The sequence below is a fragment of the Sphingobium phenoxybenzoativorans genome (genome assembly GCF_001757355.1).
Classification (GTDB): domain Bacteria; phylum Pseudomonadota; class Alphaproteobacteria; order Sphingomonadales; family Sphingomonadaceae; genus Sphingobium; species Sphingobium phenoxybenzoativorans.
On record NZ_MINO01000079.1, the window covers coordinates 1 to 15634 of the forward strand.

The window sequence follows — 15634 nt, forward strand, 5'->3', positions numbered from 1 at the left end:
GTCCCTCACGTCGTGAGAATGGGGGGACGCGCCTCGCATAATCATCAAGAAATGTTGAGCCACGTCTCGTGACGAAGTCATATGCACTGAGCCAGTTTTGACGCGTCACCACGGGGTCAAGCGAAACAGAGCGTATATTCTCGATAAAGCGCGCCAGATGCCATGCGATCTGTGGATCCGTCGGCTCGTAGAGTGTCTCGGCCTCAGTGACAGCCCTCGCCTCACCGAGCTTGTCCACTTCCACTATGTAAGGAACGACTCGGTTCTGCACTGACTGCCAGACAAGACCTGTCGAGAGGCCCGCACTCAGGAGCAGCGCGCCGAAGGCCATGCGGCGCCAGTTGCAGGCCTGCGCGCTGGCAGTACCCAGCCTCTCGTCCCACACCTGACCCGCGCGACTATAGGGTGTTGTTGCTTCGCCGCTCTGCCCATATCTTTGAATGCTTCTCTTGAAAAACATCGATCAATCATCCTTTTCCCTGATGTCAGCTGTGATGCCCGAGCCGCCCCGCTCGCCAGCGCCCACCGCCTGGGCCGCGAGGTGACGATAATGTCGAACAGTTTGCTGCCGGCGCAGCGACCGGGCCCAGGCGGGCGTCGCCCTAGTAGTACTTGACTGATCAGCTCCGTCGTCGCCCTGTGACAATGCTGAGCGGCTTGCAGTGCTTCCCGATGCAGCAGCGCTCTCCAGACCCAGCGCATTGCTGAAAGACTTGCGGACAATGCCGGAGGCGGCCTGGGCGACCCCCGCCAATCCTGCGACCGCGCCAGGACCTGCGCCTGCTTCCCGCCCAAAACCATATGCGGCGGCAGCAGCTGCGCCGACATAGGTGCCAGCCTGGACTGCGGCCAGTCCGGCTCGCGCAGCGCCATAAGCGGCTGCTCCGCCTGCAGCCGCGAAACTGGCCGCACCGATGACGGTACCTGTCGCGGCTCCGGCGCCCAGCTGAGGACCGCCAGCTATCAGCCCGGACGCGACGGACGGGCCGAATATACCCAGGCCAAAGAGGGCAAGTGCTGCGAGCATCAGGCTCATGGCCTCACCCACACCTGGTTCCTGACCGGCGGCAGCACTGGTAAAAGCCGTGAAATAACCGGATCCGATGCCGACGATCACGGCAAGCACCATGACCTTGATGCCCGATCCGACGATATGTCCGAGGACGCGTTCAGCGAGAAAGCCGGTACGGTTCCAGAGAGCGAACGGGACAAGCACGAAACCGGCGAGGCTTGTCAGCTTGAACTCGATGATCGTGACAAACATCTGAACGGCGAGGATGAAGAATGCGAGTATGACGACGGTCCATGCGAAGAGCAGAATGGCGATGCTGAGAAAATTGTCGAAGAAGCTCGTAAAGCCCATAAGGGCGGCGACCTGTTCGAGCAGCGGCCAGGCCGCGGTGAAGCCGGTGCCTGCAAGCTGGCCCGGCCGAAGCAGATCCTCCGCACTCATGTTGCCGCCGCCAGCCGTCAGGCCCATCGTCGCAAATGACCGGAAAATAATCTCCGACAGGGTGGAAAATCGATTGAGGATGAAAGCGAAGGCACCAACATAAAGGATTTTGCGCAGGAATTTCGTCATGACATCCTGCTCACCGCCCAGCGTCCAGAACAGACCCGCCAGCGTGACATCGATGCCGATCAGCGTTGATGTGAGGAACCCGACATCGGGCCCGAGCAGTCCAAAGCCGCCGTCAATATAGCGGATGAAGTCCGCCATGAAGTCGTCAATGACATTGAGGTCATGCATGGGATTAATTCCTGAAAAACTGTGCCGCGAGGCCCACACTGCAAAAGCCAGGCCTCGCGGCGGCGTGGGTTAGCCTTCCCTGACCGGTTCCACGCCTGAACAGGCTAGCCTATCGGGGTGTGTAGGCAGTACCGGAGCCGAGAAACTTCCGTGTTGCGGCCTGCGCATCGGCTTCCGCCTGGGCTCGCCTGCTCTTCTCAATGCTTTCGGCACGATATTGGGCAGCCATCATGGCCTGGATCTGAAATTGCTGTTTAGCAGTGAGGGCGAGAAGCTGATTGGTCGCCTGCGCCACCTGGAGCGCGCCTTCGGCATCCTGACTTTTGGCCACCATGGCCGCGAGCAGTTTCCCGTCGCTTTCGACATTTTCGACGACCCGCCCCTGGACTTCCATTGTCTGTTTGAATGCTGCCATCGCGCTTGAGAGACGGGCACGCGCCTGTGTGACATGACTCGCTGTCCCGGCATTGCTGTCAATGCCCGCCGGGAACAGGCTTCGATACTGCTCATCCACATGTTCCATGCGAAAGCCGATTGACTGTGCCTCGCCCATGAGATGATCGATCTGCTCAAGACTTTGCGTGATTTGCCTGAGTTGCGGAAAATCTATCCTGGTCAGGTTCTTCGCCATATGGCCAAGCATCATGGTTTCATTCTGCAAGGATTTTATCTGATTATTGATCTGATTAAGTGCGCGCGCCGCTGTCAGAAGATTTTGCGCGTAGTTGCTAGGATCGAATACTACAAAGGCCCTGGCTGGCGTCGCAGGGACGATCAATGCCATTCCGAGCGATGCGCCGGCTGCCAGCCCCATTACGGCAGCGACCATATATTTCTGGACGGGGAAGTGCTTCATGATTGACTTTCCTCTGGTTGAATATGGCTGGCAGCCACAGAAAATCGGCTGACCAGCGTGGAAGCCCATTCCTCCCCGATCGCGATGAAAAACCGGGCCGCGAAATCCGAACTCGACGGGTCAGCCAATATCGTGTCGATCAGTCGCTGACTGTGAGGATCGGACGCACCGCAAATGCCGAGCGTCAGCGGACCAAGACCCAGGTCGAAGAGGCGGTTTCCGCGGGAGGATTGAAGATAATAATGCTGTTTGGGCGTTGCGCGAGCCACCAGTTCGATCTGACGGCTGTTCAGTCCGAATGCTTCATAGGCCCGTCGCGCCTGCGGTTCGACCGCCCGGTCATTGGGCAGCAGAATACGCTGTGGACAACTTTCAATGATCGCGGGTGCGATAACGCTGGCGCTGATGTCCGCCAGGCTTTGTGTCGCAAAAACGACTGCGACATTTTTCTTTCGCAGGGTCTTGAGCCATTCCCGGATACGCGATGCAAACAGGGGATGATCGAGGAAAATCCACGCCTCATCGAGAATGAGAAGTGTTGGCCTGCCGTCAAATCGTGCTTCGAGCCGATGGAAAAGATAGGTCAGAACCGGCGCGAGAATGGCATCATGCCCCATCAGTGCTTCGGTCTCGAAGCAGTGCACGTCGCTCAGTTGAACAGTTTCTTCCGACGCATCAAGCAGACTGCCCCAGGGCCCTTCCAGCGTGTAAGGCATGATCGCGGAACGCAGGGCGTTGGACGGTAGCAGCGCGGCAAGTCCGGTAAGGGTTCGCTCATTTTCAGGCGCGGTGGCGAGACTGGCGAGGGCCGTCCAGACAGCGTCCTTCACCAAGGGATCGACGACGATTTTCTCGTGGATCAGCAGCGCAGCTACCCAAGCCGCCGCCCAGCTTCGTTCCTCGATATCATCGATATTTCGCAGGGGCTGGAAGGCGGGCCCTCCGCTTTTCCCACCGATGGAAAGCGCATGGTGGGTTCCACCCATACAAAGCACAGCGGCCCGAGCTGAAAAGCCCTTGTCGAATATGAATATCTGCGCCCCTGCGTATCGGCGGAATTGCAGGCTGAGCAGAGCAAGCAGAACGGATTTCCCGGCCCCGGTCGGGCCGACGACCATCATATGCCCGACATCGCTTACGTGGGTGGACAGGCGGAACGGCGTCGTCCCTGGTGTCTGGGCATAGAGAAGCGGTGGTCCATGAAGATGGCTATTCTTTTCCGGTCCGGCCCAGACCGCGGAAAGCGGCATCAGGTGAGCAAGATTGAGACTGTGCAGCAGAGGCTGCCGGACATTCGCATAAACCTGACCAGGAAGTGACGAGAGCCACGCCTCGACCGCGTTGATCGTTTCCAGCTTGGTCGTAAAACCCAGACCGTTGATGATCCGCTCGACCGCGCGGATCTTTTCTCCAGCCTGCTCCGCCGAGCGGTCAGACACAGTGATCGTCATGGTCAGATAGCCAAAGGTCACATGATCCGCGCCAAGCGCCTGCAATGCCAGATCGGCATCAGCCACCTTGTTGTCAGCATCGCTGTCCAGCAACTGCGCGGGCTGATTGTACATAACCTCCCGAAGCAGCGTGGTGACGGACTTGCGTTTGCTGAACCATTGGCGCCGAAGCCGATTGAGCACTTTCGTGGCATCTGTCTTGTCGAGCGGGATAAACCGCGTCACCCAGCGATAGCCAAAATCAAGATGGTTCAGCGCATCCAGGAAGCCGGGCCGGCTCATATTGGGGAAACCCAATATTGTGACAGTCCGCAGATGCTGATCGCCAAGTCGCGGCTCCAGCCCGCCGAGGAGCGGCGTATCGGCAAGAAGCGCATCCAGATAGGCTGGCGTCTCCGGCACTCCGACTTCGTGTCGGCGACTGGAAATTGTAGCGTGAAGATAGGTTAGTGTGCCGCGATCATCGAGTGCGCGCACCTCAGGCATGAACGCACGCATCAAATCCAGCGCGCGATCAGTCAGCACGACAAATCGGCCAAGATCCGCACGCCAGTCGCGGCTTGTCTCCCGGTCTGTCTTCTCGATGAAGCGCCGCAGCAGATTGTCGCTGCTGTCCGTCGGCGGCAGCCAGGTGAGAGTTACATAATACCGGCTCTCATAATGCGCTCCGGCGGCCTGGAATGCCGCGCGCCGCTCTTCCTCGACGAGCCATGACGTGGCATCCGGGAATATACTGTCCGGATAGTCGACGGCTTCCAGCCGCACTGCCTCGAAGAACAGTGCCCAGCCTGACCCGAACCGCTTGAGCATATTGTTGGCGCGCGCGCTTGCCGCTACCAGTTCCGCCGGCGTCGCGCTTTCAAGGTCAGGCCCTCTATAGGCAAAGCTGCGCTGGAAACTGCCATCCTTGTTAAGGACCACACCTGGCGCGACGATCGCTGCCCAGGGCAGATGGTCCGCAAGCCGGTCAGCCGTCGCGCGATATTCGCGAAGGTTCAACATGTGAACCATCCTTTCTGCCGTACATGTCGCAGGATGACCGGCGCAAAATCCGGATCATGGCGGCCAGCAAAGACGGCAAGACTATGACCTATGCACCATAGGCACAGGCCGGCGAGCCACTGCTGGAGGCCCAGACCGAGAGCTGCGGAGATAGTGCCGTTGAGTATGGCAATTCCACGCGGCGCCCCTGCCAGGAGGATCGGCGCGCCGAGTGCACTATGGATTGGAACCTCATATCCGTTGGATGGACTGGGAGGCACTGGCGTATCGCTCATGATATCAGCGCTCCGCCGCCGAAGCTGAAGAAGCTCAGGAAGAAGGAGGATGCGGCGAAAGCGATGGAGAGACCAAAGACAATCTGGATGAGCCGCCGGATCCCGCCCGCGGACTCGCCGAAAGCAAGGGAGAGGCCGGTGATGATGATCACTATGACAGCCAGGATCTTTGCAACCGGCCCCTGGACGGATTCAAGCAATTGCTGAAGCGGTTCTTCCCAGGGCATGCCTGAACCCGCGGCATAGGCGAATGCTGAATGACACAGACCATAGCCAGCACCCATTGCGAGGAGGATCGGGCGATAAAGTCTTGATGAGCGTGAGCGTGGCAGAGACATCATGTTCGATCTCCTTGTTGTGAATGGGAAGGGAGCTGCTCGGTCAGGGCATAGTCACCCTGGGGCGTGAGGCCGTTGACCGACGCGATGCTTGTGATCCTGCGGGCACTGCCGCGTCCGGCGATGAAAATGACGAGGTCGATCGCGTCGGCGATCAGATGGCGTGGTACCGTGGCCACCACCTCCTGGATCAATTGCTCGATCCGGTAGAGAGCCGACAGCGCGCTGTTCGCATGCACGGTAGCAAAACCGCCAGGATGGCCGGTGTTCCAGGATTTGAGCATATCGAGCGCCTCGGCGCCCCGTACCTCGCCGATCACGATACGGTCGGGACGCAGGCGCAATGTCGAGCGCACAAGATCGGTCATGCTCGCCACGCCGCGTCTGGTGCGAAGAGCTATCAGATCAGGTGCCGGACATTGCAGTTCCCGGACATCCTCGATCAGGATTACCCGCTCATCACGGCTCGACAGCTCCGCAAGCAGCGCGTTGGCAAATGTCGTTTTTCCGGAACTGGTCCCGCCAGCGATCAGGATATTGCGTCGTTGCGCGATGGCATCGCGCAGTAGTGATACCGTAGGAACTGTAATGATCCCGTCGGTGACATAATCATCCAGTCCGTAAATTCTTGTCGCAGGTCTCCGGATCGAGAAACAGGGGGCGGTCGCTATCGGCGGCAATATGCCTTCAAACCGCTCCCCTGCCTGGCCCTCCTCATGTGCGGGCAGTTCTGCGGAGATGATTGGCGCGCCCGGATGAATGTCATCTCGGGCATGACTGGCGACAAGACGGATAATCCTTTCCACCTCGGCCGGCGCGAAGCGGATATCGGTAGTGCTTTTCCCTGTGCCCAGACTGTCGAAACGCAATATGCCGTCAGGATTGACCATGATCTCGACAACATGCGGATCGACGAGCGCGGCCGAAATCATCGGTCCCATTGCACTTTTGAGCATGGCGCGCCGCCGCTGTGCGGAAAGAGCCGCGTTCATGGCGCATTGCCTTTGTCGAAAGCATCTTCAAGGGTGCGCTTGCCGGATGTCAGCTGTTTGGCGACCAGCGCGACAAATTTCTCGAACCGCATGCGCCCGGCGGCGCGGCCGGCCTTGTCGTCATCAGCGAGCGGTGGATAAAGCGAAAGTTCGTAGCGGATAAAAAGCGCCAAGGTCTCCAGAAGAACAGCGTTGTTCCGTTCAAGCCGGGCCAGTGCCACGGACACCAGTTCGATCCTGCGACCAAATCTGTCCTCAAGCGCGCTGGCTCCCATACGATCGAGCCAGACAGTCAGGGCCTGCTCCAGAAGGGCCGACTTTGGAATCTTTTGCCTGTCGGCGAGCGCCTCGAGCCGACGACTGAGTGGCTCCGACAGGAACAGCTGATAGCGGGTTTTTGTCTGACGCATGAAATCACCACAGATCCAGAAAGGGTTGGTCATTGCGGCCGCGTGTCTCGTTGAATGCGAGCGCGGCAGTGACCGGCGAAGGCAGGCGCATGCGATCGGTCACATGGCGGTCGGTAACCGGATCCGCCGCCTCGACGTCCTCGTCATCGCCTATGCCGAGATCGTCGCGAACCCGTAGGGCGGCAGATGGCTTTCTTTCCGGCGGCTCGGGCATACGCACCTGCTCCCGCCCTCCCGCGGTCGGCGCCGGTTTGACAGGGCCAGCAACGGCATCCTCTGTCTTGCCCATATTGGCCCAGGGATTGCCGCGCGGCTCCGGCAGGTCAGCGTAGACACCCTTGCCGAGTGCAGGAGCCGGCTTGACGCGGACCTTGAAATTGACATCCTCATAGTAACGCAATTTCGAAGCGCGGATCGGCCGCGTACCCGATACGAGGACCAGTTCGTCCGTAGCTGGCAACTGCATGACCTCGCCCGGCGTCAGCAATGCGCGAGCGGTTTCCTGACGGCTGACCATGACATGCGAAAGCCAGGGAGCGAGCCGATGTCCAGCATAGTTGCGCATTGATCTCTGTTCGGTCGCCGTGCCCAGCGCATCGGACACGCGCTTTGCTGTCCGCTCGTCATTGGTTGAGAAAGCGACCCGGACATGGCAGTTGTCGAGGACGGCGTTATTCTCGCCATAGGCCTTGACGATCTGATTGAGACTTTGAGCGATAAGAAAGACGCGCACCCCATAGCCAGCCAGGAAAGCAAGCGAGGTCTCGAAAAATTCAAGGCGTCCCAGCGCTGGAAATTCGTCAAGCATCAGCAGCAATTTGTGCCGTTTTACATCGGGTGCCTGACGGAGATTCTCGGTCATGCGACGACCGATCTGATTGAGGATAAGCCGTACAAGCGGTTTGGTCCGTGAGATGTCGGACGGCGGAACGACCAGATAAAGCGACACAGGGCTGGCCGCCTCGACAAGGTCCATGATTTGCCAGTCGCTCCGCGAGGTCACCTCTGCGATGACGGGGTCACGGTAGAGACCAAGAAAGGACATGGTCGTCGACAGGACACCGGAGCGCTCATTTTCCGATTTGTTGAGAAGCTCGCGCGCGGCCGAGGCAATGGTGGGGTGCGATTTCGGCTCTTTGCTCGTGCCCAGATGGTTGGCGCGCATCATGTGATGCAGCGTGGCTTCGAAGCTGCGCTCCGGATCGCTGAGGAAGGTGGCGACCCGCGCCAGGGTTTTCTCTTCCCCGGTGTAGAGGATATGAAGTATGGTGCCGACCAGCAATGAATGGGCGGTCTTTTCCCAGTGAGAACGGCGCTCCAGCGCCCCTTCGGGATCTACCAGTATATCGGCGATGTTCTGGACGTCGCGGACTTCCTCCTCGCCGCGACGGACTTCAAGCAGCGGATTATAATGTGCGGAACGCACATCATTCGGGTTGAAAAGGAGGCAGTGGGAGAAGGAACTCCGCCAGCCTGCGGTCAGCTCCCAATTTTCTCCCTTGATGTCATGGATGACTGCTGAGCCAGTCCAGCTGAGCAATGTCGGAACGACCAGGCCCACGCCCTTGCCGCTGCGTGTCGGCGCGAAGGCGATAATATGATCAGGCCCATGATGCCTGAGATAACGACCGGCAAAGCGGCCCAAAAATACGCCTGCATTGCCGAAAAGCCCGGCCCGCGCGACATCTTTTGCCGTGGCCCAGCGCGCCGATCCATAGGTTGTAACGTTGCCCGACTGGCGTGCGCGCCAGATGGAGCCGAATATCGCCGCGCCACAGCCCAGAAAACCGCTGGCCGCGGCCATCGCGCCGCCGGTATCGAATATGTGCGGAGCATAGGCGTCAAACGCATACCACCACGGAAAGAGCGCCCAGGGATGATAGACGGGAAACCCGAACAGGCTGAACCATGCAGCGCCAAGCTCCGGTTGATAGGCAAGTGCGCTCGCCACCCATTGGGTCGCGATCCACATGCCTGCCATGATGATGGCGAGGACTGTGAGTATCTGCCCCAGGAGGATTTTCGTTGGTGTCACGGACTGCTCCAGCCACCACTGAGGAGAGCTCTGCGGTGATGGACATAGAATCCGGTAATTTGGCTGGCCGGGACAGGCGCCGATGCGGACCATTCCGGACCGTTGCGAGCCATTGCGGTCCTTTGCGGACCCTTCCGCATCTGAGTCAGCAGACAAGGTGCGGATTGCGCCGGCGATTCGCGCGAGCAGATCGTGCCCGCACCTCCTGACGGGACCGCTGGACGGTCACGACGCGATGCTGCCGGAACTGTCCCGCAATGGGACGCTACAAGGACTCGGCTCGTCTCATTTTGGGAACCGTTCCGCGTCGCGGCCGTCTTCTGCGCGGAGGTACGCCATGTTCAAGACTATCGAAGAGCAGCATCGCTGGATCAAATTGCGGCAGCAGCTTCTGTCGGCCATGGGGCCGGTTGAGCGAGCGCCTCAGGAATGGAAGATGATGCTGGAACGGCTGACAATCGACGCCATGCCGAGGCGCACCTATCGTTTTGGCCTGCACAATAATTGTTCAGCCGTACCAAAAGGGTTTCGCGGACTCGAACGGCATATGTGATTTGGCCTGAAGCTGCGGAATTACGATTTGCCACCTCCAGGCCGGATGCGGCGTAACAGGCGCCGCCAGAGTTTCGGTCTGCCCCATAATTCCCGGTCAAAACTCTCAATGGCACGCGCGAGGTCTGAGTTCACGATCTTCAGCTGTTCGTCAGTCAGAGCGATCATCACGGGTTCACCGTCGCCTTTTTTCACCTCGTCACTCGATCCGGCGACATAGACGGTGAGCACGCAACCATAGTCGGTCATATCGAGTTGCCAGCTCGACATGACGCCTGTTGTATATCCCGGATCGCTCACGCCCGCAGTGCGCCAGCCCGGCGATGACGTAGGCGATGTTCCAGCAAAGCCACTGCACTGACGATCATTGCCGGGAATTTGGCCTCGGAACGCAAATGGAAAGCGCGACGCGGCATAGGGTCCTGATTTTCCTCATTCTGGGTTTGTCCTGATACGCAGGGCTGACCCCTCATGGCGCAAGCCGCTGTTCCAGATCAACATCCCTTTTGACGGTCCGTTTGGCAAACTGACGGAAACAATCTCATGGCGGAAGGCAGCGCCCCGAGTGCCTGTGGCCGCAGAACAGCGTCGGCTTCAGCTGATGGTTGGCCCCTCACGGCCACGGCCTCTCTGCCACTCTGGCGCATCATCTTCAAATTCGACGCCCGAATGATCCGGCCTCACATATTTTTCGAAAGCGGGCTCCCAGGGAACAAGCCTGAACTGATGTCCATGCTCGAAAAGAGCAAAGCGGCCGCGAGGCAGATCGATGCTACGCAGGAGAGTGCCGGATTTGAAGGCGCTGCCGTACGCAGTATCGCGGTTTTCCAAGCCCAGCTCGTCTGACACCTGTCCTGTGAGCCGAAAAAATTCCCGCTGCCGAAGAACGGGAAGAAGACGCGACATGTCACTGCTTTCATCTCCCAGCCCCTGCTCCATGAGCCATTGCGCTCGCTGCCGTTGTGCGGCGCGCAGTTCCCTGCCAAATCCCGCATCCCTGATCGGCGGCAGCCCGGTGTCTGCTTTCAGCTCATCGAGCCAGGTTGGCCCGTCATAGTCCGGCAGACGGTCGAGCGGGGCACGCGACAATATTGCGATCGCCGGCTTTATGACACCGCGATCGGACGGGCTGTCGTCAGTTCCGGGTTCGCCAACTCGTGCCTCCGGATCGCTGGAGATACGGATTACCATGCCTGCCTGCATTTCCGGAAGCCCCGATGCCTCCGACAGGTCGATGCTGTAGACCCGTCCATCTATGCTATCGAGCATGATTTCAAGCTGTGCTTTGGCGGTTCCCCGTTCGGGATTTTTTACCAGCGCGCCGGCCAGACCCTCCGGTGGCAGCTGATCAAGATCGAGGACATGAAATTCGGACGTGCCGCGAAGCTGACCCCGATCAATCATAATGTGACGCATCCGTTCGAGCCGCACCCTACGGTTCTGAAGCCCCTCCAGCTGCCCCATGAAATCCTCCTCGAGGCGCCAGATCAGCGCACCTTGCGAGCGGGCAAGTCCCATCAGCTCGAGCGCGCGTAATCTTCGCGTCCGGAGAGACTGCTCAAAAGGGTCATCCTGGATTGCGCAGACTTGCCCGGCCGCAGAGAGATCGTCAAAGAGCTTCCGGTCAAGCGCGATGGGCATTTCGAGGCTGACTTCCCGGCGCATCGCCACCAGGCGGTCTTTGTCCAGCGCCGGTCCAAGCTCGGCCACTATCTGCTCACAGGCCCGGTCGCGTATGCCATGGGTGATATAGTTCTGCGCAATCAGCAGCGGTCGGTCCATTTCATCAGCACCCCGAAGGAGGATATGGCTGTGCGGCCGGCCGGTATCGAAATGATCTACGGCGATCCAGTCGAGCCTCGTACCCAGATCTTGCTCGACCTCGGCCATGAGTTTCCGGACAAAGGGTCTGAGATCTGATAGCTGATCTCCATCCTCTGGCGACACGGTAATCGCAAAATGTCCGGGATCCCGTTCGCATCGCTGTGCGAAGGCTTTGATATCGGCGTGGTCATCATCGGAAAGATAATACTCCGGCGGGCCACCATTTCGTGCGGCGCCGTCTCGCGCAATATAGCGAATATGGGCAGCGGTCCGTGCACGCGTCGAGACGGGAAGTTCAAGGCGCCTCACTTTGACCATCACGCGGCGCCTCGCCGATGCACCGCCAGATGCGCGCGACTTGAGCAGCGCGCCGACGGCAGCACCCCGCCCCTGGGCATGTAGTCTGTTTCCTGAACCGGACGATCGTTTCAATCTGCGAAGGCCGCCCATTTTCCGCTTCAGTTGACCGAAGTAATTTTTCGCTTCCTGGCTGCCCGATTTTGCTGAGGATATTTCAGGGCGGAAGTCATCGTCATCCATTTGCCTATCATCACCAGTTTTCTCGCTTGAAAAGGCTCGATACAAATTGTCTCGTTACTGTCTCTAACATTTGCGAGCGGCGCTCCCGGAATTGCGCTGCAAAAACGGCTTCCTAGTCTATCCCGCGAGACAAGCCTTCAATCTTGTGTCCCACCCCTCTTTTCTCCACGCGAAATCACCGCCCAGAAAACCGAAATATCTAATTTCACCGAGGCGAGCATCGCGGCAGACTTTGCGCCCAGAAATGTTCACCGCACAGCTGTTTTCCCTTTGCGGGTAATTGGCACGGCCGCATCATGGCAACGTCCTTTTCACAACAAATATGCCGCGTTCCCCGCCAGGTTTGTCTTCGCCGGTGGCGATGAAAAGTGTCGGCGCCTGGTCTTTTTCTGTTTCCGTCGCGCCATCTATTCGGTCAGTTATCGATCGCAGATACAGGCTGGTTTCGCGCGGCAAAGCGCGTTTGCCGGCCAGAAAATCGCCATAACGCCCAGGTCCCGCATTATAGGCGGCGAAGAGTCCGGGATAACCAAAGCTGTCATACATTTCCCGCAAATAGGCTGTCCCCGCGAGGATATTGTCGCGCGGATCGTCTGGGTCGGATCCCAGATTGAGCGCGTCGTGCAGGACTTTCCAGGTATCCGGCATGAGTTGCATCAGCCCCATCGCACCGGCGCGTGACCGGATGGGTCGGCCATTTTGCATGGTCTGGCCAGCACTTTGCACGGCCATCACATGGCGGATCCAGTGCTCGGGAATCCCGAACCGCTGCGACGCTTCCGCTATATGGGATTGCCATCGGGTGATGCTGTCGGCGGTTCCCGGGGACGCCGCCGCCAGCATGGCAGATGCGCCAGCAATGATCATCGGCGCCACAAGAGCCACGCAGTCCCAAGCACGTCCCTGGCCCGTGTCACCCCGAAATAGCGCCCGTCAAACGACCATTTCTGTCCCGGCATCAGCAGAAACAGCTCATCATCGCGAAGGCGGTGACAGCCGTCCCACCAAGGCAGGATGCGCGCCCGGGAGTCCCGGCGCAGCCGCTTGGCCACCAGCTTTCCATTTACGAAAATATTGGTTCCCGTCGCGCAGACAAGGTCGCCGGAGACAGCGGCAATCCGCTTCACCAGAGGCACATTTTCCGGAAGATAATGGCGTAGTGCAGCCATGTCGCGCCAGGGCGATGCGAGCCTGGCGACAACCATGTCGTGTTGGGACGGGCGACCTCCAGGCCATATAAAATACAGCCCAACCGGCGCGCTGGCGCTTGCGTTCCAGACCAGTAATGGTCTGGGTTGCAACATTGCGCTGAGCGCGAACAAGGCCACACCCGCTGCAACGATCTGAAGCCGACGATCAAGCCGTTTACGGGCAGGGCGCCAGCTGTCGACGTCAAGAGCAAGCCGACTCATCTCTCATTGTCCTGATTGCGCGACTTGGCCCAAGCAATGACGTCATCGACATGATAGAGGATGAGCTTGGCGTGTCGCTGATATTTGGGGCCGGTGCCAAGAATGCGGAAACGCTTCAGGGCACGCTCTGAAATTTTGAGATATTGGCACGTTTCCCAGACAGTCAGATAAGGACTGCGGTTTCTCGCCTGTTCGGCACGATCCAACTCATCCATGATTCGCCTCCAGTCCGGCTGCCCCCTGCAGCGCGGTGCCTGATAAATGCAGGGTCGACACCATGCTGAATACGGTCGGGCTGGAGGCGGTCGGAAATGACCCTCATCAACAGAAAGACCGCGCCAAAATTGATTGCAATGTTGCAATCGATCGTTCGAAAAATGCGGCTTTTGTTAACCGCCTGATCGCAGATTTCTCCCGCCACATGGCTGCTGGAGGAGAAGATGAGCGTGGACCTATGCTATTTCAGGGGCGGGCAAGGCGCCCGGCTGATGCCGGGGAGACCCTTGTCGCGGGCCGCGATCATGTGGGAATGGCAGCGTCGCGATCCCGCCTATATCGCCTTCGCAACGGGCCGCCCTGCCCCGCGCGCGACATTCTGCGATGGCGTCATTCATCTCGCCATACCTGTTGATGACGATGCCGCGCCATGGGGCTGCGTATTTGCGGAAGCACCGGAAAATTCCGCGGAGACCGCCCGGCTGTTCTGGACGCATGCGCGCGACCCCGCCGTAATCAGGGCGACTGCAATACGGGCGCGAAGCCGGGGGGCGGACAGTTTTGACATCGCGCAGTTGCGCGAACATGTCGTGCATACGACAGATAGTGACGGGCATGAGCAGTTGCTGGTGGGATCAACGGCATCCTGTCTACGCCTCGATATTGTTGATGGCAGTTTGCTCGATGGCCCTGTAAACCTGACCTGTCATATATCGGATTTTGATGCAGCAGCACCTGGCTTGAGGGCGATAAGACGGCTGCATCAGCTGCAGAAGACTTTATGCCTGCCACAGCGCCCTTCGATTAACCCGCAGCTCTGGTGCCGCGAAATAGAACGGTTGCAGGCGTTCGACGCCCTACAATCCGGCGCCACGCAGCGCGAGATTGGTGCGCTGATCTTCGGCCGTGCAGCGGTCGACTATGGGTGGAACAGTCACACCGACAGGGTCCGTTCGGCAGTGAAGCGCCTGCTCAGGGATGCACGGACTTTGGCCGCCGGCGGCTACCGGACGATGCTGCTCTGATCGTCATGGCTCGATCACCCGGCGGCCTTCTCCAGCTCCGCGATCTTCTCGCTGCACACGGCATGGACGACGCGGCCAAGTTCCTCGACCTGTGTACCAAGCCAGCTGAGCTCCTCCTCGCTGATGCGGTAATGTTTGGAGTAGCGGGCCTTCACATAAGCGTCCTTCAGTTTCTCGAACATCGCCCGCTCCTTGCGATTGTCCGAGGGCCAGACATGGACCAGCCGCCGATCTATCCGCTCCGCCTGCGTCCGCAGAAAGGCGAGATTGTGCACATGAGGTGTGTAGAAGGTGCAGACCAGAAGAACGCAGTGGTAGAGCCGCTCGGCAGCTTGGTGGAGAATAAATGCGGCGTCTCGTAGTTCACGTTGGGACATGAAAAATAGGTAGCCTTTTTGAGCGCTCATCGCCGCAGGCAACCACTCCTCAAAATACTCCCTGGCCATGGCGAGGGCCTGATCGGGGGTCTTGGGCTTGGGGGTGTGGAGCTCACTGTCATTGGCCTGATAGAGGGCGATGCCGTCACGGGCCACATCCATGAAAAAGTAGCGCCCATGCGCCAGACCGTCATTCACCTCCTGCAGACTGTGCACGATGAAGTTCACTGGCGTGCGCAGCGTCCGCGTGATCGCCCGCTCCCGGTTCAGACGCTCCTCCGCACGCGACCAATAAGCTACCCGGTCCGTCAGCTCCTTGCCGCTCACAATGATCAGCAGATCAAAGTCCGACTGATAGCCCTTGGCGGTATGCGGCTCATCCACCCAGCCGCCTCGCGCATAGGAGCCGTACAAAATGATCTTGCCGATACGCCCCAGCCGCTTGCGGCCGGTCGCCCCCGCCAGCGCATCGCCAAACTCCTCGAACAGGATCTGCACAACACGCTCAAGCTCACGCACCTTGGCCGGGGGAAGATGATCAAGATCGGTTCGCATGCGACTTATCCCTTAGACCGATCC

General features: G+C 59.3%; 17 protein-coding genes. 2 read left to right on the forward strand and 15 right to left on the reverse strand.

Features of this window, described 5'->3' with window-relative positions; translation table 11 throughout:
• The 9 genes from trbF to BHQ40_RS21295 form a co-directional block, all read right to left on the reverse strand.
• Positions 1–460, reverse strand: a 460-nt coding sequence (gene trbF / locus BHQ40_RS21260) for a conjugal transfer protein TrbF (protein WP_253183435.1), incomplete at its 3' end; no start/stop codon positions are given.
• Positions 461–463: 3 nt separating this feature from the next.
• Entirely contained in the window at positions 464–1750 is a 1287-nt protein-coding gene (trbL, locus tag BHQ40_RS21265) for a P-type conjugative transfer protein TrbL (RefSeq protein WP_070157807.1), read from the reverse strand.
• 109 nt (positions 1751–1859) lie between these two features.
• Positions 1860–2606 carry a P-type conjugative transfer protein TrbJ gene (trbJ, locus tag BHQ40_RS21270; protein ID WP_070157808.1) on the reverse strand — a complete coding sequence of 249 codons (747 nt, stop codon included), beginning with the start codon at positions 2604–2606 and terminating at the stop codon, positions 1860–1862.
• A complete protein-coding gene (gene trbE / locus BHQ40_RS21275) occupies positions 2603–5059 on the reverse strand; it encodes a conjugal transfer protein TrbE (RefSeq protein ID WP_070157809.1) in 2457 nt (818 codons plus the stop codon). Before trbE ends, trbJ begins: the two co-directional genes overlap by 4 nt.
• Positions 5053–5334, reverse strand: a complete 282-nt coding sequence (locus tag BHQ40_RS25380) for a VirB3 family type IV secretion system protein (RefSeq protein ID WP_083277086.1) — start codon at positions 5332–5334, stop codon at positions 5053–5055. Before BHQ40_RS25380 ends, trbE begins: the two co-directional genes overlap by 7 nt.
• Positions 5331–5675, reverse strand: coding sequence for a TrbC/VirB2 family type IV secretion system protein (locus BHQ40_RS21280; protein ID WP_083277087.1), 345 nt, complete (start codon positions 5673–5675; stop codon positions 5331–5333). Before BHQ40_RS21280 ends, BHQ40_RS25380 begins: the two co-directional genes overlap by 4 nt.
• Positions 5672–6664, reverse strand: a complete 993-nt coding sequence (gene trbB, locus BHQ40_RS21285) for a P-type conjugative transfer ATPase TrbB (protein ID WP_070157810.1) — start codon at positions 6662–6664, stop codon at positions 5672–5674. The genes BHQ40_RS21280 and trbB overlap by 4 nt, the downstream gene beginning before the upstream one ends.
• Positions 6661–7107: a CopG family transcriptional regulator gene (locus BHQ40_RS21290; protein WP_253183436.1), complete on the reverse strand. Its 447-nt coding sequence runs from the start codon at positions 7105–7107 to the stop codon at positions 6661–6663. Before BHQ40_RS21290 ends, trbB begins: the two co-directional genes overlap by 4 nt.
• The gene (locus BHQ40_RS21295) at positions 7079–9109 is read right to left on the reverse strand and encodes a conjugal transfer protein TraG (protein WP_083277088.1); all 2031 of its coding nucleotides are present in this window, start codon (positions 9107–9109) and stop codon (positions 7079–7081) included. The genes BHQ40_RS21290 and BHQ40_RS21295 overlap by 29 nt, the downstream gene beginning before the upstream one ends.
• Positions 9110–9446: 337 nt before the next feature.
• Here BHQ40_RS21295 and BHQ40_RS21300 point away from each other — a divergent pair, with 337 nt between their 5' ends.
• On the forward strand, positions 9447–9662 hold the full coding sequence (locus BHQ40_RS21300; protein ID WP_070157812.1) for a hypothetical protein: 216 nt from the start codon (positions 9447–9449) through the stop codon (positions 9660–9662).
• A 20-nt stretch (positions 9663–9682) separates the two neighbouring features.
• Here BHQ40_RS21300 and BHQ40_RS21305 read toward each other — a convergent pair whose 3' ends face one another.
• The 5 genes from BHQ40_RS21305 to BHQ40_RS21330 all read right to left on the reverse strand — a co-directional run bounded on the left by BHQ40_RS21305 (position 9683) and on the right by BHQ40_RS21330 (position 13652).
• A complete protein-coding gene (locus BHQ40_RS21305; protein ID WP_139139400.1) occupies positions 9683–9961 on the reverse strand; it encodes a hypothetical protein in 279 nt (92 codons plus the stop codon).
• 294 nt (positions 9962–10255) lie between these two features.
• Entirely contained in the window at positions 10256–12025 is a 1770-nt protein-coding gene (locus tag BHQ40_RS21310) for a DUF3363 domain-containing protein (protein ID WP_083277089.1), read from the reverse strand.
• 294 nt (positions 12026–12319) lie between these two features.
• Positions 12320–12892 (reverse strand): lytic transglycosylase domain-containing protein, encoded by a 573-nt coding sequence (locus BHQ40_RS21320; protein WP_083277090.1) that lies wholly within the window; start codon positions 12890–12892, stop codon positions 12320–12322.
• The gene (locus tag BHQ40_RS21325) at positions 12889–13437 is read right to left on the reverse strand and encodes a S26 family signal peptidase (RefSeq protein WP_070157817.1); all 549 of its coding nucleotides are present in this window, start codon (positions 13435–13437) and stop codon (positions 12889–12891) included. Before BHQ40_RS21325 ends, BHQ40_RS21320 begins: the two co-directional genes overlap by 4 nt.
• Complete coding sequence (locus BHQ40_RS21330; RefSeq protein WP_070157818.1) at positions 13434–13652, reverse strand: helix-turn-helix domain-containing protein; 219 nt, start codon at positions 13650–13652, stop codon at positions 13434–13436. The genes BHQ40_RS21325 and BHQ40_RS21330 overlap by 4 nt, the downstream gene beginning before the upstream one ends.
• Before the next feature lie 225 nt (positions 13653–13877).
• Here BHQ40_RS21330 and BHQ40_RS21335 point away from each other — a divergent pair, with 225 nt between their 5' ends.
• Positions 13878–14678, forward strand: a complete 801-nt coding sequence (locus tag BHQ40_RS21335) for a DUF2285 domain-containing protein (protein ID WP_070157819.1) — start codon at positions 13878–13880, stop codon at positions 14676–14678.
• A gap of 14 nt (positions 14679–14692) precedes the next feature.
• On the opposite strand, the gene BHQ40_RS21340 is transcribed toward BHQ40_RS21335, so the two are convergent.
• Positions 14693–15610: a HEPN domain-containing protein gene (locus tag BHQ40_RS21340; RefSeq protein ID WP_070157820.1), complete on the reverse strand. Its 918-nt coding sequence runs from the start codon at positions 15608–15610 to the stop codon at positions 14693–14695.
• Positions 15611–15634 lie beyond the last annotated feature (24 nt).